Source organism: Actinorugispora endophytica, assembly GCF_004363075.1.
Classification (GTDB): Bacteria; Actinomycetota; Actinomycetes; order Streptosporangiales; family Streptosporangiaceae; genus Actinorugispora; species Actinorugispora endophytica.
The window spans coordinates 1-19175 of record NZ_SNYN01000020.1 but is presented as its reverse complement, the minus strand read 5'-3'; the positions used below and the strand labels follow the sequence as shown (position 1 = coordinate 19175).

The 19175-nt window shown below is 70.6% G+C and carries 21 protein-coding genes; 15 read left to right on the top strand and 6 right to left on the bottom strand.

Going from position 1 to position 19175, the window contains the following annotated elements:
- Positions 1 to 80 precede the first annotated feature (80 nt).
- The 10 genes from EV190_RS18395 (at position 81) to EV190_RS18350 (ending at position 8142) form a co-directional block, all read left to right on the top strand.
- On the top strand, positions 81 to 311 hold the full coding sequence (locus EV190_RS18395) for an AtpZ/AtpI family protein (protein WP_133742837.1): 231 nt from the start codon (positions 81 to 83) through the stop codon (positions 309 to 311).
- Between the two features lie 129 nt (positions 312 to 440).
- On the top strand, positions 441 to 1301 hold the full coding sequence (gene atpB, locus EV190_RS18390) for a F0F1 ATP synthase subunit A (protein ID WP_133742836.1): 861 nt from the start codon (positions 441 to 443) through the stop codon (positions 1299 to 1301).
- 108 nt (positions 1302 to 1409) lie between these two features.
- The gene (gene atpE, locus EV190_RS18385) at positions 1410 to 1613 is read left to right on the top strand and encodes an ATP synthase F0 subunit C (protein ID WP_133742835.1); all 204 of its coding nucleotides are present in this window, start codon (positions 1410 to 1412) and stop codon (positions 1611 to 1613) included.
- Positions 1614 to 1662: 49 nt separating this feature from the next.
- Positions 1663 to 2208 carry a F0F1 ATP synthase subunit B gene (locus EV190_RS18380; protein WP_133742834.1) on the top strand — a complete coding sequence of 182 codons (546 nt, stop codon included), beginning with the start codon at positions 1663 to 1665 and terminating at the stop codon, positions 2206 to 2208.
- Positions 2208 to 3017: a F0F1 ATP synthase subunit delta gene (locus EV190_RS18375; RefSeq protein WP_133742833.1), complete on the top strand. Its 810-nt coding sequence runs from the start codon at positions 2208 to 2210 to the stop codon at positions 3015 to 3017. Before EV190_RS18380 ends, EV190_RS18375 begins: the two co-directional genes overlap by 1 nt.
- Positions 3018 to 3095: 78 nt before the next feature.
- Positions 3096 to 4739, top strand: a complete 1644-nt coding sequence (gene atpA, locus EV190_RS18370) for a F0F1 ATP synthase subunit alpha (protein ID WP_133742832.1) — start codon at positions 3096 to 3098, stop codon at positions 4737 to 4739.
- 3 nt (positions 4740 to 4742) lie between these two features.
- Positions 4743 to 5660 carry a F0F1 ATP synthase subunit gamma gene (locus EV190_RS18365; RefSeq protein ID WP_133742831.1) on the top strand — a complete coding sequence of 306 codons (918 nt, stop codon included), beginning with the start codon at positions 4743 to 4745 and terminating at the stop codon, positions 5658 to 5660.
- Between the two features lie 5 nt (positions 5661 to 5665).
- Complete coding sequence (atpD, locus tag EV190_RS18360) at positions 5666 to 7108, top strand: F0F1 ATP synthase subunit beta (protein ID WP_133742830.1); 1443 nt, start codon at positions 5666 to 5668, stop codon at positions 7106 to 7108.
- 90 nt (positions 7109 to 7198) lie between these two features.
- Positions 7199 to 7606: a F0F1 ATP synthase subunit epsilon gene (locus tag EV190_RS18355; protein ID WP_133742829.1), complete on the top strand. Its 408-nt coding sequence runs from the start codon at positions 7199 to 7201 to the stop codon at positions 7604 to 7606.
- Between the two features lie 122 nt (positions 7607 to 7728).
- Entirely contained in the window at positions 7729 to 8142 is a 414-nt protein-coding gene (locus EV190_RS18350; RefSeq protein ID WP_243742660.1) for a DUF2550 domain-containing protein, read from the top strand.
- Positions 8143 to 8235: 93 nt separating this feature from the next.
- Here the strand turns inward: EV190_RS18350 and EV190_RS18345 are convergent, their stop codons facing one another.
- Entirely contained in the window at positions 8236 to 8829 is a 594-nt protein-coding gene (locus EV190_RS18345) for a cob(I)yrinic acid a,c-diamide adenosyltransferase (protein ID WP_133742827.1), read from the bottom strand.
- 101 nt (positions 8830 to 8930) lie between these two features.
- Between EV190_RS18345 and EV190_RS18340 the strand changes: the two genes are divergently transcribed.
- Positions 8931 to 9113 (top strand): hypothetical protein, encoded by a 183-nt coding sequence (locus EV190_RS18340; protein ID WP_133742826.1) that lies wholly within the window; start codon positions 8931 to 8933, stop codon positions 9111 to 9113.
- Between the two features lie 105 nt (positions 9114 to 9218).
- Here the strand turns inward: EV190_RS18340 and EV190_RS18335 are convergent, their stop codons facing one another.
- Positions 9219 to 10724, bottom strand: a complete 1506-nt coding sequence (locus tag EV190_RS18335; protein ID WP_133742825.1) for a carboxyl transferase domain-containing protein — start codon at positions 10722 to 10724, stop codon at positions 9219 to 9221.
- A 34-nt stretch (positions 10725 to 10758) separates the two neighbouring features.
- Positions 10759 to 12072 carry an SLC13 family permease gene (locus tag EV190_RS18330; RefSeq protein ID WP_133742824.1) on the bottom strand — a complete coding sequence of 438 codons (1314 nt, stop codon included), beginning with the start codon at positions 12070 to 12072 and terminating at the stop codon, positions 10759 to 10761.
- Positions 12073 to 12215: 143 nt separating this feature from the next.
- Between EV190_RS18330 and EV190_RS18325 the strand changes: the two genes are divergently transcribed.
- The gene (locus EV190_RS18325; protein ID WP_133742823.1) at positions 12216 to 12911 is read left to right on the top strand and encodes a FadR/GntR family transcriptional regulator; all 696 of its coding nucleotides are present in this window, start codon (positions 12216 to 12218) and stop codon (positions 12909 to 12911) included.
- Positions 12912 to 13149: 238 nt separating this feature from the next.
- On the opposite strand, the gene EV190_RS18320 is transcribed toward EV190_RS18325, so the two are convergent.
- From EV190_RS18320 to nucS, 3 genes are all read right to left on the bottom strand, one after another.
- A complete protein-coding gene (locus EV190_RS18320; protein ID WP_133742893.1) occupies positions 13150 to 14622 on the bottom strand; it encodes a M20/M25/M40 family metallo-hydrolase in 1473 nt (490 codons plus the stop codon).
- Between the two features lie 302 nt (positions 14623 to 14924).
- Positions 14925 to 15614: a DUF1707 SHOCT-like domain-containing protein gene (locus EV190_RS18315; RefSeq protein WP_133742822.1), complete on the bottom strand. Its 690-nt coding sequence runs from the start codon at positions 15612 to 15614 to the stop codon at positions 14925 to 14927.
- An 86-nt stretch (positions 15615 to 15700) separates the two neighbouring features.
- Positions 15701 to 16381: an endonuclease NucS gene (gene nucS / locus EV190_RS18310; RefSeq protein ID WP_133742821.1), complete on the bottom strand. Its 681-nt coding sequence runs from the start codon at positions 16379 to 16381 to the stop codon at positions 15701 to 15703.
- A gap of 134 nt (positions 16382 to 16515) precedes the next feature.
- Between nucS and EV190_RS18305 the strand changes: the two genes are divergently transcribed.
- The 3 genes from EV190_RS18305 to EV190_RS18295 all read left to right on the top strand — a co-directional run bounded on the left by EV190_RS18305 (position 16516) and on the right by EV190_RS18295 (position 18879).
- Positions 16516 to 17706: a 3-hydroxyacyl-CoA dehydrogenase gene (locus EV190_RS18305; RefSeq protein ID WP_133742820.1), complete on the top strand. Its 1191-nt coding sequence runs from the start codon at positions 16516 to 16518 to the stop codon at positions 17704 to 17706.
- Between the two features lie 84 nt (positions 17707 to 17790).
- Positions 17791 to 18108, top strand: a complete 318-nt coding sequence (locus EV190_RS18300; RefSeq protein WP_133742819.1) for an ATP/GTP-binding protein — start codon at positions 17791 to 17793, stop codon at positions 18106 to 18108.
- A 39-nt stretch (positions 18109 to 18147) separates the two neighbouring features.
- Positions 18148 to 18879: an alpha/beta hydrolase gene (locus EV190_RS18295; protein WP_133742818.1), complete on the top strand. Its 732-nt coding sequence runs from the start codon at positions 18148 to 18150 to the stop codon at positions 18877 to 18879.
- Positions 18880 to 19175 lie beyond the last annotated feature (296 nt).

The following is a 19175-nucleotide window of genomic DNA, read 5'->3' as shown; positions in this document are numbered from 1 at the left end:
CGCGCGCCGCGCCCGGCGGACGGATTCCACCCCCATCGCGGGGCTCCCCGCTCCCGCCTGCTATTTTGCGGAGCGACGGCATGAGTGAGTCACTGAAGCCGGACAAGGCCTCTACGGAGAAGAGCGAGAGCTCCGTCGACGGGATGAGCGTGGTCTCCCTGCTCATGGCCGGAATGATCGTGTGGGGCGGCATCGGATGGCTGCTCGACCGATTAATGGACTACCAGGGGCTGTTCCTGCCCATCGGAATCCTCCTCGGACTCGGCTTGTCGATGTACATGCTCTTCGCCAGGCTCCGCACCCGCCCCTAGCGGGTGAGGTTTCCCGACCGCATCCGCGTTCCGGATGGGTTCGGCCCACGTGGACCGCTGTGAGCGGCCCACCGCAAGACGCTTAAGAACCGACCAGATTCTCTTGAATTCACGACGGAAGGGTTCGCCGTGAGTGCTGACACGCTCAACCTCGCTGCCGAGGGCGGTGGCGGTCTGTTCACGCCGGGAGGCCCCGGCTTCGAAGCCCCCTCCGTCGGGATCTTCTTCCCGGAGGCTTGGTCATGGGGTGACTACGGAGCGGGCAGCCCCTACCTCGGCGGCATCACCAAGTACGCGGTGCTGCTGCTGGTGGCCACCGCCCTGACGCTCCTGTTCCTGTGGTGGACCACGCGCAAGCAGACCAAGGTCCCGGGCCGGAGCCAGAGCATCGGCGAGATCTTCTTCCTCTTCATCCGCACCCAGATCTCGCGGCCGATGATGGGGGTCAAAGGGGACAAGTACCTCCCCCTGCTGATCTCGCTGTTCCTGTTCATCTTCGCCATGAACATCATGGGGATCATCCCGTTCCTGCAGCTTCCGGTCCCCAGCAACCTGTCCTACCCGGTGGGCCTCGCGCTGATCGTGTACATCACCTTCATCGTGGTGGGAATCCGCGCCCACGGAGGGGTCGGCAAGTACCTCAAGTCGGCGGTCGTTCCCTCCGGGGCCCCCTGGTGGATCCTCCCGCTGCTGGTGCCGATCGAGGTCATCTCGAACTTCATGATCCGCCCGGCGACGCACGCCATCCGTGTGTTCGCCACGATGTTCGCCGGTCACCTCCTGCTCGCCACCTTCGCGGCGGGGGGCTGGTACATGTTCAACCCGAGCGCGGGCCCGGTGTTCGGTACCATCTCGGTGCTGTTCTCCGGCGCCTCCCTGCTCGCGTTCATCCTGTTCACCGCCTTCGAGCTGGTGATCATGTTCCTGCAGGCCTTCGTGTTCACGCTGCTCGCGGCGCTGTACATCGGAGAGGCCCAGGAGGCGCACTAGGGGCCGGAAGGCCTCCGCGCAAGCTCTTTCGACACCGACCACTCAGCGTGCCCGATCCGGGGCGCGCGTGATATCTGGCCCTGCGGTCATGATCCTCAAGGAGAAAAAATGGAAGGCAGTCTGAACGTCATTGGTTACGGCATCAGCGTCATCGGTGCCGGCATCGGTGTGGGAATCGTGTTCGGCATGGGCATGCAGGCCATCGCCCGCCAGCCCGAGGCCCGCGGCCCGCTGCAGACCAACATCTACATCGGCTTCGCGCTGATCGAGGCCCTTGCTCTGCTCGGCTTCGTTCTCGCGTTCGCCATCTAGAGCGAACCGGCGAAGGAACTAGGAAACCGAACGTGAAGGGGCGCTGACCATGTTGGGCCTGGCCGCCGAAGAACAGAACGTTCTGCGGATTCACATTGACGAACTCGTCTTCGGTCTCATCGCCTTCGTTGTGATCTTCGCGCTGGTGTACAAGTACGCCGTACCGCGGATCACGAAGATGCTCGACGAGCGCGCCGACTCCATCGAGGGTGGCATCGAGCGGGCGAAGAAGGCCGAGGCGGAGGCGGAGGAAGCCCGCCAGCAGTATCGCGAGAAGCTCGGAGAGGCCCATCGCCAGTACTCCCAGGAGCTGGAGAAGGCCAAGGAGCAGCGCGCCGCCATCATCGCGGAGGCGCGTGAGGAGGCCCAGGTCGAGGCACGCCGCATCATCGACGCGGCGCACGCCCAGATCGAGGCCGACCGCCAGCAGGCCATGAACCAGCTGCGGATCGAGATCGGCACCCTCTCCACCGATCTGGCCACTCGCATCGTCGGGGAGTCCCTCGCCGACAGCGGGGCGCAGGGCCGGGTCATCGACCGGTTCCTCGCCGAGCTGGAGCAGGCTGACGACGCCCAGCAAGCCGAGGTGCGCTGATGCGGGGTGTCAGCCGAACGTCACTGGACGAGGTGACCCGGCGCCTCGACGGCATCCTGCCGTCGGCCAACACCGCCACGCTGGGCCACGAGCTCTTCGAGGTCGTGGCCCTTCTGGGGCAGGAGCACTCCCTGCGCCGGTGGCTGGCCGACCAGTCCGGATCCTCCGAAAGCAAGTCGGCTCTCGTCGGGAACCTGCTGGAGTCGAAGGTGTCGCCGGCCACGATCCTCGTGGTCAGCGACATCGTCCAGGCCAAGTGGTCCTCGCCGCGCGACCTGGTCGACGCCCTCGAGCGGGCCGCGGTGTTCGCCGCGGTCGCCGGGCAGGACACCGCGCAGCGACTGGAGGGCGTCGAGGACGAGCTGTTCCGGTTCGGCCGGATCGTCGCGGCCCAGCCCGAGCTGCGCGCCGCGCTGACCTCCGACGGCGTTCCGGTCGAGCACCGGCGCGCCCTGGTGGAGAACCTTCTCTCGGGTAAGACCAGCACCGCCACGTCGGCGCTGGTCACCGAGGCCGTCACCCGGCCGAGGGGACGTACCCTGGAGCAGGGTCTCGACCACTTCAGCCAGCTGGTGGCGGAGCGGGCCAAGCACTACGTCGCGGTGGTGCGTACCGCCGTTCCGTTGAGCGACGCCCAGCAGGACAAGCTGCAGGCCGTGCTCACCCGGATGTACGGGCGGGCCATCCACCTGAACACCGAAATCGCGCCGGAGATCGTGGGTGGGCTCTCCATCCGCGTGGGCGACGAGGTCATCGACGGCACCGTCGCAGGGCGCATCGCCGAGGTTCGGCGGCGTCTGGCCGGCTGACACGGCGACGACGCACCGAACGCAAGACGCACGGCGCCGAGGGAAACCGGCGCCAACGAGAGCAAGGACATACGTGAGATGGCGGAGCTGACGATCCGACCGGAGGAAATCCGGGACGCGCTGCAGCGCTTCGTCCAGTCGTACGAGCCTGACGCCGCCGCACGCGAGGAGATCGGAACCGTCACCTACTCCGGTGACGGCATCGCCCGCGTCGGTGGCCTTCCCTCTGCGATGGCGAACGAGCTGCTCGAATTCGAGGACGGCACCCAGGGGATCGCCCAGAACCTGGAGATCGGCGAGATCGGTGTCGTCGTCCTCGGTGACTTCACCAGCATCGCGGAGGGCCAGTCGGTGCGCCGCACCGGCCGGGTGCTCTCCGTCCCGGTGGGCGACGCCTACCTGGGCCGCGTGGTCGACCCCCTCGGCCGCCCGATCGACGGCCAGGGCGAGATCGAGTCGTCCCAGCGTCGCGAGCTCGAACTCCAGGCCCCCACCGTCATGCAGCGCAAGCCGGTCGGCGAGCCGCTGCAGACCGGTATCAAGGCGATCGACTCGATGACCCCGATCGGCCGTGGCCAGCGCCAGCTGATCATCGGCGACCGTCAGACCGGCAAGACCGCGGTCTGCATCGACACGATCATCAACCAGAAGGCCAACTGGGAGTCCGGCGACCCGACCAAGCAGGTGCGCTGCATCTACGTCGCCGTGGGCCAGAAGGGCTCGACCATCGCGGGTGTGCGCGGGGCTCTCGAGGAGGCCGGCGCGATGGAGTACACCACGATCGTGGCCGCTCCCGCCTCGGACCCCGCGGGCTTCAAGTACATCGCCCCCTACGCCGGTTCGGCCCTCGGCCAGCACTGGATGTACGAGGGCAAGCACGTCCTCATCGTCTTCGACGACCTGACCAAGCAGGCCGAGGCCTACCGCGCGGTCTCGCTGCTGCTGCGCCGCCCGCCGGGCCGCGAGGCCTACCCCGGTGACGTCTTCTACCTGCACTCCCGCCTGCTGGAGCGCTGCGCGAAGCTGTCCGACGAGCTGGGCGGCGGCTCGATGACCGGCCTGCCGATCATCGAGACCAAGGCGAACGACGTGTCGGCCTACATCCCGACCAACGTCATCTCCATCACCGACGGCCAGGTGTTCCTGGAGTCCGACCTGTTCAACCAGGGCCAGCGCCCGGCGATCAACGTCGGCGTGTCGGTGTCCCGAGTCGGTGGCGCCGCGCAGACCAAGGCCATGAAGAGCGTGTCCGGCACCCTGCGCCTGGGCCTGGCCCAGTACCGCGACCTGGAGGCGTTCGCCGCCTTCGGTTCGGACCTGGACGCCGCGTCCAAGGCGCAGCTGGAGCGGGGCGCCCGCCTCATGGAGCTGCTCAAGCAGGGCCAGTACTCCCCTTTCCCGATGGAGGAGGAGGTCATCTCCATCTGGGCCGGCACCACCGGCAAGCTGGACGACGTGCCCGTCGAGGACGTGCGCCGCTTCGAGGCGGACTTCCTGGAGTACCTGCGTCGCGAGCACGACAAGCTCCTCGGCAACATCCGTGAGAGCGGCAAGTTCGAGGCGGAGACCGCCGAGACCCTCACGGACGCGCTCGCCGACTTCAAGAAGACCTTCCAGACCGGCTCCGGCACCATCCTCGGCACCGAGGAGGAGGCCGAGGCCCTGGAGGCGTCCGAGGTCGGCCAGGAGACCATCAAGGTCGCCAAGACCGGCGGGAAGTAGCCCATGGGTGCACAGCTTCGCGTCTATCGCCGGAGGATCCGCTCGACGAAGTCGATGGCGAAGATCACCCGCGCGATGGAGCTCATCGCCACCACGCGCATCACCAAGGCGCAGAAGGCGGCCGAGGCGGCTGGACCCTACGCGCGGGAGATCACCAGGGCGGTGTCGGCGGTGGCCTCCCGCGTCAGCGACCACCCGCTGCTGACCGAGTCGGAGAACCCGATCCGGGCCGCCGTCCTGGTCATCACCAGCGACAAGGGCCTCGCCGGCGCGTACACCACCAACGCGATCAAGGAAGCGGAGAGCCTCTCCCGGCTCCTCACCGAGCAGGGCAAGGAAGTCCTGACCTACATGGTGGGCCGCAAGGGCATCGGCTTCTACAAGTTCCGGGACCGTCCCATGGCGGACTCGTGGGAGGGCTTCACCGAACGCCCCTCCTACGCGCACGCCAAGGAGATCTCCTCGGTCCTGATGGACAAGTTCGTCCAGGACAGCGCGGAGGGCGGCGTCGACGAGATCCACATCGTCTCGACCGAGTTCGTCTCCATGATCACCCAGCGGGCCGGCGCCAACCGCACGCTGCCGCTGGAGATCGAGAAGGTCGAGCCGAAGGTGTTCGACACCGAGTTCGGCGGCCCCCTGCCGCTGTACGAGTTCGAGCCGTCGGCCGAGGAGGCGCTGAACCAGCTGCTTCCCCAGTACGTGACCAACCGGATCTACTTCGCGCTCCTGGAGTCGGCCGCGTCGCAGCAGGCGTCGCGTCGCGCCGCCATGAAGGCGGCCACCGACAACGCCGAGGAGCTTGTCAAGAACCTGACCCGCCAGGCCAACCAGGCCCGCCAGGCGGAGATCACCAACGAGATCAGCGAGATCGTCGGCGGCGCCGACGCGCTTGCTGCCGCCAGCGCGGGGAGTGAGTAAGAGAAGTGACTGCGACTGTTGAAGGGACGGCAGCGCCCGGTACTGTGACCGGCCGCATCGCCCGGGTCACCGGCCCGGTCGTCGACGTGGAGTTCCCCGTCGGCTCCCTGCCCCCGATCTACAACGCCCTCAAGACCGAGGTCACGCTCAGCGGCGAGACCAAGACCCTGACCCTGGAGGTCGCCCAGCACCTGGGTGACAACCTGGTCCGCACCATCAGCCTCGCCCCCCAGGACGGTCTCGTCCGGGGAGCGGAGGTGCGCGACACCGGCGAGCCGATCACCGTTCCGGTGGGCGACGTCGTCAAGGGCCACGTGTTCAACACCCTGGGCGAGCCCCAGGACGTGCCCACCTCGGAGCTCAAGGTCACCGAGCGCTGGCCGATCCACCGCCAGGCCCCGGCCTTCGACCAGCTCGAGTCGAAGACCGAGATGATGGTGACCGGCATCAAGGTCATCGACCTGCTCACCCCGTACGTGCGCGGTGGCAAGATCGGCCTGTTCGGCGGCGCCGGTGTCGGCAAGACCGTGCTGATCCAGGAGATGATCACCCGAATCGCCCGCAACTTCGGCGGCGTGTCCGTCTTCGCGGGCGTCGGCGAGCGCACCCGTGAGGGCACCGACCTGTTCCTGGAGATGGGCGAGATGGAGGTCCTCCCGGACACCGCTCTCGTCTTCGGCCAGATGGACGAGCCCCCGGGCACCCGTCTGCGGGTCGCGCTGAGCGCCCTGACCATGGCGGAGTACTTCCGCGACGTCCAGGGTCAGGACGTGCTGCTGTTCATCGACAACATCTTCCGGTTCACCCAGGCGGGTTCCGAGGTCTCCACTCTGCTGGGCCGCATGCCCTCCGCGGTGGGCTACCAGCCGAACCTGGCGGACGAGATGGGTCTGCTCCAGGAGCGGATCACCTCGACCCGCGGCCACTCGATCACCTCGATGCAGGCGATCTACGTGCCCGCGGACGACTACACCGACCCCGCCCCGGCGACCACCTTCGCCCACCTGGACGCGACGACCGAGCTCTCCCGCCCGATCTCGCAGAAGGGCATCTACCCGGCGGTGGACCCGCTGACCTCCACGTCGCGCATCCTTGACCCGCAGTACGTGGGCCAGGAGCACTACACGGTGGCGCAGCGGGTCAAGGAGATCCTGCAGCGCAACAACGACCTGCAGGACCAGATCGCGATCCTCGGTATCGATGAGCTGTCCGAGGAGGACAAGATCATCGTGCAGCGGGCGCGCCGCCTGGAGCGCTTCCTGTCGCAGAACATGTTCGTCGCCGAGAAGTTCACCAACAACCCCGGCGTGTTCGTGCCGCTGGAGGAGACCATCGCCTCCTTCAAGGGCCTGTGCGACGGCGACTACGACCACCTGCCGGAGCAGGCGTTCCTCGACGTCGGCAACATCGAGATGGCTGTCGAGAAGGCCAAGACGCTGCAGGGCTAGTAGCAGTGGAGAAAGGGGTGCCGACGGCGTTCGCGCCTGTCGGCCCCCGTTCTTCGCAAAGCGGCCCTCATACCTGAGGAGTTTGTGGCAGTGTCGAAGAAGCTTTTCGTCGAGCTCGTCTCGCCCGAGCGTGAGCTTTGGGCGGGCGAGGGCGACATGGTGATCGCCAAGACGGTCGACGGTGAGATCGGTATCCAGCCCGGGCACGTCCCGGTGCTCGCGCTGCTCGCGCCCGACGCGGTCGTGCGCGTCCTCGGCGCGCGGGAGACCGGAGAGGTGCGGGCCGCGGTGCACGGCGGGTTCATCTCCGTCGCGGGCGACCGGGTCTCGATCCTCGCCGAGGTCGCCGAAATGGCCGAGGAGATCGACGTGGAGCGGGCCAAGACGGCGTTGAGCGGCGTCGAGGCCGGCGGCGGGGTTCCTCTTGACGACGAAGAGGCCAAGGAGCGCGCGGCCCGTGCGCGCAGCCGCCTGCGGGCAGCCGGAGAGGCCGCCTGACCCACGGCCGATGACGACGTGCTCCCCGCGCGTGCGGGGACGACTCTTGGGGAGAGCAGCTGAACACCGGAACGTGGTTCGAGATCGCCGAATGGTCGTTCTTCTCGCTGCTCGCCCTGGCCATGCTGGCGCTCGTCGGCCTCATCGCGCGCAGGTACGCCCTGGAGCGCGGCGGCGGGGCCGTCGAGTGCTACCTGCGCCCCGTGGACGGCCGGAGCCGTCCGTGGCGCATCGGATGCGGGCGCTACGGTACGGACGAGTTGCGTTGGTACCGGGTCTTCTCCCTCTGGCCGCGGCCGGCAGCAGAGCTGCCGCGCCGCGGCCTCGTCGTCGTGGGGCGGCGCGTCCCCGCGGGCGAGGACCTCAAGGAGTTGACCGAGGACCTGGTGGTCGTCGGGATCGGCTGGAGCGCCGCCGACGGCTCGGACCCCGAGGAGCCGGTCTACGAGCTGGCGATGAGCGAGGCCGCCCTGACGGGGTTCCTGTCCTGGCTGGAGTCCATGCCCCCCGGGGGCCTCTGGCAGTCGGAGGAGTAGCCGGAAGCTTTTCCCGCTGATCTTGACCTTTTCGGGGTCTCAACCGCCGTTGAGACCCCGAAAAGGTCAAGATCAGCGATTTCGCCACCGCCCCTAGCGGTCGCCGCCCGGCTTCCACAGGACGTCGTTTCCGTTGCTCACGACCCGGCACAGGATGAACAGCAGGTCCGACAGCCGGTTCAGGTACTTCGCGGTGAGCGGGTTGACCGAGTCCCCGTGCGCCTCGATGGCGCTCCACGCGGTGCGCTCGGCCCGGCGGGTGACGACGCGGGCGGTGTGCATCAGCGCGGTGGCGGGCGTGCCGCCGGGCAGGATGAAGCTGCGCAGGACGGGCAGGTCCGCGTTGTACTCGTCGCAGGCCTGCTCCAGGCGGTCGATGTACTCGGGTTCGATCCGCAGCGGAGGGTACCCGGGGTTCTCGGAGACCGGGTTCGCCAGGTCCGCGCCGAGGTCGAACAGCTCGTTCTGGACCCGGGCCAGCAGCACGCGCACGTCCTCGGGGACCTCCCCGAGGGCGAGGGCGACGCCGATCGCCGCGTTGGCCTCCTCCACGTCGGCGTACGCGGCCAGCCGAGGGTCGGTCTTGGAGGTGCGGCTCGCGTCCCCCAGCGCGGTCGAGCCGTCGTCCCCGCCCCGGGTGTAGATCCTGGACAGCACCACGGGTTTGTCGGTGTCGCGTTCGGTCATGGCCATCACCCTAGCCAGGCCCCCGGCGCGACGGGAACCGCACCGCCGGGAAAGGGGCCGGGCGCCGAGTGGACGGCCGGTCCGCGGGTAGGGGCGTCCCCATGACCAGCGCACCGCTCGAACCCGATCCGCGCCTCGACCAGGACGAACGGATCGCCGCCGCGGACCCGGGCCCCGGCGCCCCGCCGCCGGCACCGGGGTTCGGAGTCGAGGGGGAGGATCCCGACCAGGTGGAAGCGGAGGAGCCCGAGGACGACCGGCCCGGGGACGCCGAGCAGGGATAGCGCCCCGCGCCTGAAGGCCGACCGGCGGTTTCCGCTCGCCACCGCCGCGCCCCCGTGCCCCGGGCGCGCGGGGACGGCGGTCGCGTACAGGGACCCGGCCGGCGGCTAGGCCGGGCCCGGGGGCAGGCCCAGGTTCCGGTAGCGGGTGTGGCGCGCCCGGAGGCGCTCGGCGGGGTCGCGGTGGAGCAGCGCGGTGAGCTCGTGGGCGAGGGCGGCGCCAAGGCGGCGGCAGAACTCCTCGGGCTCGTCGGCGGCGTCGTCGTGTTCGGCGACGATGCGGTCCACGATGCCGTTGGCCCGCAGTTCCACCGAGCGCACGCCCTGCTCGGCGGCGAGCGCCGGGGCCTTGTCCACGGTGCGGTGCACGATGGCGCTCGCGCCCTCGGGAGGCAGGGGGGAGAGCCAGGCGTGCTGGGCGCTGACGACCCGGTCGGCGGGGACCAGCGCGAGCGCGCCGCCGCCGGTGCCCTGGCCGAGCAGGACCGAGACGGTGGGCGCCTCCAGCGTCACCAGTTCGGCCAGGCAGCGGGCGATCTGTCCCGCCATTCCGCGCTCCTCCGCGTCCTTGGACAGCGCGGCGCCGGGGGTGTCGATCACGGTCAGCAGCGGCAGCCGCAGCTCGCGCGCGATGCGCATGCCGCGCCGCGCCTCGCGCAGCGCGGCCGGCCCCAGCGGGTGCTCGATGCTCTGGCGGTTGCGGTCCTGCCCCAGCAGCACGCAGGGGGCGTCGCCGAACCGTGCCAGGGCCAGCAGCAGACCGGGGTCGGTCTCGCCGTCGCCGGTGCCGTTCAACGGGACCACGTCGTTCGCGGCGTGCCGCAGCAGCCGCCGTACCCCGGGGCGGTCGGGGCGGCGGGACCGCAGGATCGAGTCCCACGCCGGGATGTCCGGAATCTCCTCGTCGGGCGGGTCGGGGACCTCGGCCAGTGGGCGCGGGCGGGCGAGTAGGACGTTGAACGCCCGTTCGGCGATCGAGGGAAGGTGCTCGGCCTCCAGCACCGCGTCGACGAGCCCGCTGCGGTACAGGTTCTCGGCGGTCTGCACCCCCTCGGGGAACTCCCTGCCGTACAGGGCCTCGTACACGCGCGGGCCGAGGAAGCCGATCAGCGCGCCGGGCTCGGCGACCGTCACGTGCCCCTGGGAGCCCCAGGACGCGAGGACGCCGCCGGTGGTGGGGTGCCGCAGGTAGACCAGGTACGGCAGGCCGGCCGCCTTGTGGGTGGCGATCGCGGCGGAGATCTTCACCATGCCCAGGAAGGCGAGTGTGCCCTCCTGCATGCGGGTCCCGCCCGAGGAGGGGGAGGCCAGCAGCGGCAGGCCCTCGGCGGTGGCGCGCTCCACGGCCGTCACCAGGCGTTCGGCGGCGGCGATGCCGATCGATCCGGCCAGGAAGCCGAACTCGCCGGCCACGATGGCGACCCGGCGCCCGCGCAGGAGGCCCTCGCCGGTGAGGACGGCCTCGTCGCAGCCGCTGCGCTCGCGGGCCCGCGCGAGCGCGGCGGCGTACTCGGGGCCGGGGCGCACGTCGACGGGGGGCTCGTCCCAGGAGGTGAACGAGCCGGGGTCGAGGGTGCGGTCGATCAGTTCCCGGGCGCCGTGTCGCCTGTCCATGGGGGTCTCCTTCTCGTCTCGTGTGCGGGAGCGGTCACAGCCAGTCGGGCAGCACCATCACCGCCCAGGCCAGCAGCGGGCCGACCGCGACGACGATCGCCCCGTATCCCAGGATCTGCTTGTAGAAGCGGTCGGGGTCGACGCCCCTGGCGTTGGCGAGCACGAGCGCGCCGTTGGTGGAGAACGGGCTGACGTCGACGATGGTGGAGGCCACCGCCAGCGCCGCGATCACGCCGATGGCGCCGATGTCCCCGGCCAGCAGGAAAGGCACCGCCAGCGGGATGGTCACGCCGAGGATGGCGGTGGAGGAGGCGAAGGCGGAGACGATGCCGCCGATGTAGCACAGCAGCAGGGCGACCAGCAGCGGGGAGCCCAGTCCGGCTACGCCGTCGCCCACGAACTCGATGGTCCCCGCCTCCTCCATCACGTGCACGAAGGTGAGCACGCCGCCCAGCAGCAGGACGGTGGACCAGCTGATCTTGCTGACGGCGTCCTTCTGCGCCTTGGGGAACAGCACCGCCAGGACCACGGACACGGAGATGGCGACGAAGCCGACGTCCATCTTGAAGCCGAGGGCGAGTACGCCCAGGACGACCAGGCCCAGGACGGTCATCGCCTGGTCGAGGCGGAAGCCCGAAGGCCCGGAGGGCGCGGAGGGGCTCTCGGCGCCTTCGGACCCGGGGTGTTCCGCGCCCTGCTCCCGCCCGCCGGTGCGCACGGCCTCGAACTGGCGCGAGTGCACCCCGATGAGCTTGCGGCCGCCGAGAACGAGGAACAGCACGAGGGCGATCCCCGTGTTGAACAGCAGGCTGGCCAGGAACAGCGTGGTCGGGCTGCTCTCCAGGTCGGTTCCTGCCACGATCCCGTTGACGGTGGCGCCGTAGACGCTGATGGGGGAGAAGCCGCCGGCCTGCGCGCCGTGGACCACCATCATGCCCATGAGCAGCGGGTTGATCGAGTAGCGGGCGGCGAAGCCCAGTGCGATGGGCGCGATGATGGCCACCGCGGCGGGGCCGAGCGCGCCCATCGCGGTCAGGACGCCGGTGATCGCGAACATCACCCAGGGGATCGCCGCCACCCACCCGCCGACCAGGCGGACCGCGCCGCGTACGAGCAGGTCGACCGTCCCGTTGTTCTGCGCGATCGCGAACAGGTAGGTGATCCCGACCAGGACCAGGAACAGGTCGCCGGGGAACCCGGCGAGGATGTCCGCGGAGTCCATCGCCAGCACGAGCGTGCCCAGCAGGAAGGCGGCCACGAAGGCCAGGGCGCCCATGTTGATGGGAAGTACCGTTGCGATGACGAACATCGCCGCCAGGGCGACAATGGAGAGGATCTCAGGTGACATTGCGGGGCCGTTCAGTGAGGATCGAGGGGTGTGAGCCCGGGCACTGGCCTCCGTGATCCAGTCCACTGGCTCAGTGGCCTAGCCAATACTTCCCTGGTAGGCCCTGTCAAGATCCCGCCGGCAAAAATGGAGCGTGCGACGTAGTGAACGCCAGGCCTTCCCCCCGACGCCTCGTCCGTCCCCGGCTCTACGAGCAGCTCGTCGAGCGGCTGTGCGAGTACATCCGCGAGGCCGGACTGGAGCCGGGGGACCGGCTGCCGCCCGAGCGCGAGCTGTCGGCCACGCTGGGGGTCAGCCGGGCCTCGCTCAGCCAGGCGCTGGTCGCGCTGGAGGTCCAGGGGATCATCGACGTCCGCCACGGCGACGGCGCGATCGTGCGGCGGACGGTCGCCGAGGAGCAGGTGCTCGCCGTGCTGCGGGACCGCGGCAACCGGCACGCCGAGATCATCGAAGCCCGTCAGGCGCTGGAGGTCAAACTCGCCGAGCTCGCCGCGCTGCGCCGCGACGAGCTCGACATCGCCGCGATCGACGCCGCGCTGGACGAGATGCGGGCCGAGGTCGCGTCCGGCGGGCGGGGGGTCCACGGGGACGAGAGCTTCCACACCGCGATCACCCGGGCCGCCCGCTCGCGCCTGCTGAGCCGCATGATGGACGAGATCGCGCCCATGATCACCGAGACCCGCGTGGAGTCGCTGTCCCAGCCGGACCGTCCGGGAGCCTCCCTCGCGGGACACCAGCTGATCGCCGACGCCATAAAGGCGGGCGACGCCCGCGCCGCCGCCGACGCCATGCGCGCCCACCTGGTCCTGGTCTCGGACGTGGAGTCGCTGCGCGGGTAGGCCGTCGACGGGAGGACCCCGTCTGGTCGGGAGACGGCGGGCGGACGAGCCTCCCCGCCCGCCGACGGTCGAGGGCCGGGTGGCGCCGGGGCCTCCGCCGCGCGGTTGAGGCCCCGGCGCCACCCGGCCCCGGCAGTGCTCTCCGGTCCCGGAGGAGCCCCCGGCCGTCCCGACGGGTTCCACCGGATCGCGGTTCTCCGTCGGCGATCGGGCGGAACGGGTCGGGACACGGGGAGGGTCAGCGCACCCAGCGGTCGGAGACGCGGTCGAAGGCGCCGGCCGACTGCGGTCCCGCCCTGAACGGCGCGACCCCGTTCACCGGGAGCGTGTTCTCGGAGAAGGTCTCCACCGAGTAGGCGATGCCGCCGGAGAGCTCGGTGACGCTGTCCCAGTTGATGTTCTCGAAGGTGTCGTCCGCGGTGTGGTAGTTGCGGTCGTACTGCACCCCGGCGGTGCCGCCGTAGTACTCCACCTGCTCCTCGGTCTTGATCCCGTCGGCGCCGCTGAACAGGCCGCCGGCGGGGATCCCGGCCAGCATGAACGCCCGGTAGTCCGAGCGGCCGCTGAACTCGGTGGGCTCGACGACCAGGCCCTCGGCGGCGAAGTAGTCCTCGAAGGTCTTCTGGATCGCGCCCGAACCGGACGGCGCGGCGGCGGAGCCGGGGAGCTCGTTGCGGCCGTCGTAGACCAGGCGGGCGTAGTTCTCCGAGCCGATCATGTCGAAGTTCAGGTAGAGCGCGATCCTCTCGAGCTCCTTGTCGCTGAGGCTCTCGACGTACTCGGTGGAGCCGATCAGCCCGACCTCCTCGCTGCCCCAGAAGGCGAACCGCACCTTGTTCTCCGGGGTGCCGAGCCGGGGCAGCTGCCTGGCCACCTCCAGGATCGCCGCCACGCCGCTGCCGTTGTCGTTGATCCCCGGCCCCTCCTCGACGCCGTCGAGGTGGGCGCCGACGACGACCACGTTGTCCTTCTTACCGCCCCTGGTCTCGGCGACGATGTTGTAGGAGGTGGAGGTCTCGATCTCGGAGTCGACCCGCAGCCGCAGTTCGAGGTCCGCGCCCGCCGCCAGGAGCGCCTCGCCGACCTCGACGCTGGCGCCGACGGTCGGGATCGCGGACGGGTTGGTGACGGTGCCGTTGACCGGTCCGGTGTCCCCGGGGGCCTCGGTCGCGCCGTGGTTGAAGATCACCGCGCCCGCGGCGCCGGCCTCAGCGGCGTTGGCCGCTTTCTGCTCGAAGGTGCAGGTGCCCCGCTTGAGGACGGCGATCGAACCGGTGGGGAAGCCCGCGAAGTCGTCCGCCTCGCAGCCGCTGTCCGAGCCCTGGGCGTCCACCGGCACGGCGGTGGCGGTGACGTCGCCGGGGCCCGAGTACTCCATGGTCAGGAAGTCCTCGCCGTAGGCGAACTCCCGGGCCTCGGGCGCGGTCTGGGACAGGACCGCGTCGCTGAGCTCGATCCACTCGTCGAACGTGTAGGTGTGCTTGACCGGCTTGTACCCGGCCCGCTTGAGCTGGTCGATGACGTACTTGGCGGCGACGTCGTAACCGGGGGTGCCGGTGGCCCGGTTGCCGCCGTTGTACTCGGCGATCGTCGCCAGGTTCCGCATGTGCTCCCTGATGGCGTCGGTCGTCACCAGTCCGGGCAGCGCGGCCTCGTCGACGGTGGTCGTGGACGCATTGGCCGCGGGGGCCAGGCCAAGGCCCAGCACCATGACGGCGGAGACCCCGGCGGCCAGCCCCGACTTCACGCGCGCGGTCCGCGGGGGTCGTCCAGATGGTGTTCGCACGCTCATCCTCCCGAAAGGGCGTCCGCCTACCCCGAGTGACGGAGTGGACGCGAAAGGTGTGAAGACGATGTGCAGCTTGTCACCCGGCGGCGGCGCCGGGCAAGGAGGGCGCGGCCGTTTGCCACATCCGGTCGGCGCTCTTCCGGAGACCGGACGGATCGTGGTCTCATGAAGGGTTCCCGCGGCGGGGAGCCCGCGTCGCCAGGGGAGGGGAGGGCGCGACCGCTCTACTCGTCCGCCTCCAGTTCCTTCCGCTTCTTCTTGCCCTTGGCGGGCTTCTGGTGCTTACGGGGTTTGCGGACGACCTCGACCCCGCCCATCAGCGCGATCCCCAGTACGCGCACGACCGGCGCGCCGGGTTCGACGACGCTGCTGGGCGCGCCCCCGTCCACCCCGTAGCCGCCCATGACCCCGACGCCGTTGACCCGGACCTCGATGTCGTCGGGGACCACGATCTCGATCCCGCCCATCATGGCGTTGGCGATGACGGTGGTCTCGCGGGAGGTGAACCTCGCCTCCCGCAGGTCGATCTCGATCCCGCCCATGACGGCGAGCGCGTGGTAGGTCCCGGGGACCGTCCAGGTCCCGCTGCGCTCGGCCCCGCCCATGAGGGCGAGGGAGAAGTGGCCGTCGGCGGCGGAGTCCACGATCCGCTCCCTGCCGTAGACCGGCCGGGGCGAACCGAAGGGGCGTCCCATCGGCAGGGGCGGGGAATCGGAGGACTCGGGAAGGTCGCGGGTGATCGGGACGAGCTCGCCCAGGGTCTTGGAGTCGTAGACGGCGTCGAGCCGCTCGGAGTGCTCGTCCGGACTGATCCGGCCCTCGGCCAGGGCGTCGCGCAGCCGGGAGGCCACCCGGTCGCGGTCGCTGTCGGAGGCCCGGATCTCACTCGGTTCCGGAATGGGGGAATCGCTCATGACGTCGACCATAGTTCCGAGTCTGTCGGAGCGCACTCGCCTCGTGCCTCAGGGGCGGACCCTGGGAAGCCCCTGAAAGGCGCGCCTCAGAAGAGCCGCATCACATCGGACTCGGTGCCCCGCAGCGCCTCGTAGTCCAGGGTGACGCAGGAGATCCCGCGGTCGGTGGCCAGCACCCGCGCCTGCGGCCTGATCTCCTGGGCGGCGAAGACGCCGCGCACCGGCCTGAGGGTGGAGTCGCGGTTCAGCAGCTCCAGGTAGCGGGTCAGCTGCTCGACGCCGTCGATCTCGCCGCGCCGCTTGATCTCCACCGCCACGGTCGCACCGTCGGAGTCGCGGCACAGGATGTCGACCGGGCCGATCGCGGTGGGGTACTCGCGTCGGATCAGGGTGTAGCCCTCCCCGAGGGTGGTGATGTGCTCGGCGAGCAGCTCCTGAAGGTGCGCCTCGACGCCGTCCTTCTGCAGGCCCGGGTCCACGCCGAGCTCGTGGGAGCTGTCGTGCCAGATCTCCTCGATCGTCAGCACGAGCCTCTCCCCGGACTTGCCGTGCGTGACGGTCCACACGGCGCCGCCCCCGTCCTCGTCGGGGGCCTCGCGAACCGTGCACGGAGGGTTCATCCAGTTCAGGGGTTTGAAGGCGCGGTCGTCGGCGTGGATCGACACCGACCCGTCCGCCTTCATGAGGATCAGACGGGGGGCCATGGGCAGGTGGGCCGTCAGGCGGCCGACGTAGTCGACGCTGCAACGGGCGATAACAAGACGCACGGGACGTCACGCTACCGGTTCCGGCGGGCCGGTTCGCGTGGTTCCGGGGGGAACCGGGGCGTCCCGTGCCGAACGGGCCCGACACGGGCGGCCCCGCCCCGGACGGGCTTCCCCGCGCCATTTATGGTGGGGCCATGGTGGAGGAATTCAGCAAGGTCGGAGTGGTCGGGCTCGGAACCATGGGCGCCGGCATCGTCGAGGTGTTCGCCCGGGCGGGCTTCGACGTCACCGGGGTCGAGATCGACGACGCCGCGCTCGAGCGGGGGCGCGCGCATCTGGAGGGGTCGCTGGCCAAGGCGGTGGCGCGGGGCCGGCTCACCGAGGCCGAGCAGCGGACCATCCTCGGCCGCGTCGCGTTCACCACGTCCAGGGAGGACCTGGCCGACGCGGACCTGGCGGTCGAGGCGGTGCCCGAGCGCGTCGACGTCAAGCGCGACGTCTTCGCGGACCTGGACCGGATCCTGGTGCCGGGCGCGATCCTGGCGACCAACACCTCCTCACTCTCGGTCACCGAGATCGCCGCGCTCACCAACCGCCCCGGCAAGGTCATCGGCCTGCACTTCTTCAACCCGGCCCCGGTGATGAAGCTCGTCGAGGTCGTCGGCACGGTCGCCACCGAACCGGGGGTGCTGGACGTGGCGGCGGAGGTCGCCAAGCGCCTGGGCAAGACCCCGGTCGCCGTCGCCGACCGCGCCGGGTTCGTCGCCAACGCCCTCCTGGTCCCCTACCTCAACGACGCGGTCTCGATGTACGAGCGCGGCCTCGCCTCCCGGGAGCGGATCGACACCGCCGTCACCGAGGCGGCCGGACTGCCGATGGGCCCGCTCACCCTGCTGGACCTGGTCGGCCTCGACGTGGGCCTGGCCGTCATGGACGTGCTGTGGGCGGAGTTCCGCGACCCGCGCTACGTCGCGGCCCCGCTGCTGCGCCGGATGGTCGCGGCCGGGCGTCTCGGCCGCAAGACCGGGCGGGGCTTCTACGACTACTCGGGAGCCGCCGACCCCGCCGAGGCGGAGCCCGCGAACCCGCTCGCCGCACTGGTCGGCGGCGACAGGCTCGCCCCCGCGTGGCCGCTGCTGGCCGCGCACGTCAACGACGCGGCGCGCATGGTCGGGGAGGGCTACGCCACCGCCGACGACGTGGACACCGCGATGCGGCTGGGCTGCGGCTACCCCAAGGGCCCGATCGAGATGCTCGACGAGCGCGGTGTCAAGTGGACCACCGGCGTCCTGGAGGACCTGGCGGAGTCGGGACTGGCCCAGGGCGTCCGCACGGCCCCGCTGCTGCTCCTGCTGGAGAAGGAGGGGCGCGACTCGCTGCGTTAGCGGGGGGCGTCCGAGGCCGCCCCGCCGGTCACGCGGGCCGGGTGCCCCGTCAGGGCGTTCGCGGCCTTCTCGTACGCTTGGACGGTGAGTCCGCGTCGCAACGCCCCCCGCCGCAGGAGGGGTCCCCAGAAGCCCGGTGAGGGCGAGTCCTCGTTCGTCGAACGCGTCCTCGGAGGGGAGCGGCGTGAGAGCGGCCCCGACGGGGACTGGGCGACCAGGCGCGTCAGCGGCGCGGCCGCGAGCAAGGCGTACCGGTGTCCCGGCTGCCACCAGGAGATCCCGCCGGGCATGCCGCACGTGGTGGCCTGGGCCGCGTACGGCGACGGCGACGACCGCCGCCACTGGCACAGCTCCTGCTGGGACCGGCGCACCCACCGCTCGGTCCGCCACCCCAGGCGCTGAGAGCGCACTCCCCGCACGAACCCCGACCTTCGAGGAGCCATGGACATCCGCGCGAGTACGGTGCTGCCCGCCCGCCGACGCCCCGTCACCCTGCAGACCGCCGACGGCCTGGCCCTGATCGGCGAGCTCGCGCTGCCGAAGGAGCGTCCTCCGGCGGCCACGATCGTCTGCCTGCACCCGCTGCCCACCGCCGAGGGGATGATGGACAGCCACGTGCTGCGCAAGGCGTCCTTCAGGCTGCCCGCGCTGGCCGACGTGGCGGTGCTGCGGTTCAACACGCGCGGCACCGTGTCGCGGCACGGCGCCAGCGAGGGGGAGTTCGGCGACGGCGAGACCGAGCGCCACGACGTGGCCGCGGCCATCGAGTTCACCGAGTTCGAGGGGCTTCCCGAACCGTGGCTGGTGGGCTGGTCGTTCGGCACCGAGCTGGCGCTGAAGTGGGGCCGCGACCCGGCGGTCCGGGGGGCGGTCCTGCTGTCGCCGCCGCTGCACCACGCGTCCGACGCCGACCTGGACGCCTGGGCCGACTTCGGCAGGCCGCTGGTCGCGCTCGTCCCCGAGTTCGACGACTACCTGCGCCCGGCGGAGGCGGAGCGGCGCTTCGCCCGCGTCCCGCAGGCCGAGGTGGTCGGCGTGGACGGCGCCAAGCACCTGTGGGTGGGCGAGCCCTCCGTGCGCGTCGTCCTGGACGAGGTCGTCACGAGGGTCGCCCCCTGGGCCCACCCCCTCCCGACCGAATGGGACGGCCCCTACGAGAAGGACACGCTCTAAGGAGTCTCCGGCGCGGGGGTGGTTCGGCGTCGGGAATCCGCCGACCGGATCGTCGGGGTGTCCTCGTGCGCGGCGCGGTGACGGGGGCGGCGACGGCGAGCGGGGGTCGGGGCCGCGCCCACGATGTCCGTCGCGTGAGGGTTCCGTTGACGGTCGTGGGCTTTCTGCCCGTTTCGGGGCCGGGAAGGGCGGAAAGCCCACGATCATTCCGGGTGGGGGCGGAACCGGCCCTCGAATGTCCGGTGATCTTGCTGTTTCCCCCGAGGTCAAGGTTCTCGGGGGGAAACAGCAAGATC

Bases quoted from the DNA above. Each gene is read 5' to 3' on its own strand.
- EV190_RS18395 (WP_133742837.1), top strand. From the start codon at position 81: ATGAGTGAGTCACTGAAGCCGGACAAGGCCTCTACGGAGAAGAGCGAG.
- atpE (WP_133742835.1), top strand. From the start codon at position 1,410: ATGGAAGGCAGTCTGAACGTCATTGGTTACGGCATCAGCGTCATCGGT.
- EV190_RS18380 (WP_133742834.1), top strand. From the start codon at position 1,663: ATGTTGGGCCTGGCCGCCGAAGAACAGAACGTTCTGCGGATTCACATT.
- EV190_RS18375 (WP_133742833.1), top strand. From the start codon at position 2,208: ATGCGGGGTGTCAGCCGAACGTCACTGGACGAGGTGACCCGGCGCCTC.
- atpA (WP_133742832.1), top strand. From the start codon at position 3,096: ATGGCGGAGCTGACGATCCGACCGGAGGAAATCCGGGACGCGCTGCAG.
- EV190_RS18365 (WP_133742831.1), top strand. From the start codon at position 4,743: ATGGGTGCACAGCTTCGCGTCTATCGCCGGAGGATCCGCTCGACGAAG.
- EV190_RS18350 (WP_243742660.1), top strand. From the start codon at position 7,729: ATGCTGGCGCTCGTCGGCCTCATCGCGCGCAGGTACGCCCTGGAGCGC.
- EV190_RS18345 (WP_133742827.1), bottom strand. From the start codon at position 8,829: ATGACCGAACGCGACACCGACAAACCCGTGGTGCTGTCCAGGATCTAC.
- EV190_RS18340 (WP_133742826.1), top strand. From the start codon at position 8,931: ATGACCAGCGCACCGCTCGAACCCGATCCGCGCCTCGACCAGGACGAA.
- EV190_RS18335 (WP_133742825.1), bottom strand. From the start codon at position 10,724: ATGGACAGGCGACACGGCGCCCGGGAACTGATCGACCGCACCCTCGAC.
- EV190_RS18330 (WP_133742824.1), bottom strand. From the start codon at position 12,072: ATGTCACCTGAGATCCTCTCCATTGTCGCCCTGGCGGCGATGTTCGTC.
- EV190_RS18320 (WP_133742893.1), bottom strand. From the start codon at position 14,622: ATGGTGCTGGGCCTTGGCCTGGCCCCCGCGGCCAATGCGTCCACGACC.
- EV190_RS18315 (WP_133742822.1), bottom strand. From the start codon at position 15,614: ATGAGCGATTCCCCCATTCCGGAACCGAGTGAGATCCGGGCCTCCGAC.
- EV190_RS18305 (WP_133742820.1), top strand. From the start codon at position 16,516: ATGGTGGAGGAATTCAGCAAGGTCGGAGTGGTCGGGCTCGGAACCATG.
- EV190_RS18295 (WP_133742818.1), top strand. From the start codon at position 18,148: ATGGACATCCGCGCGAGTACGGTGCTGCCCGCCCGCCGACGCCCCGTC.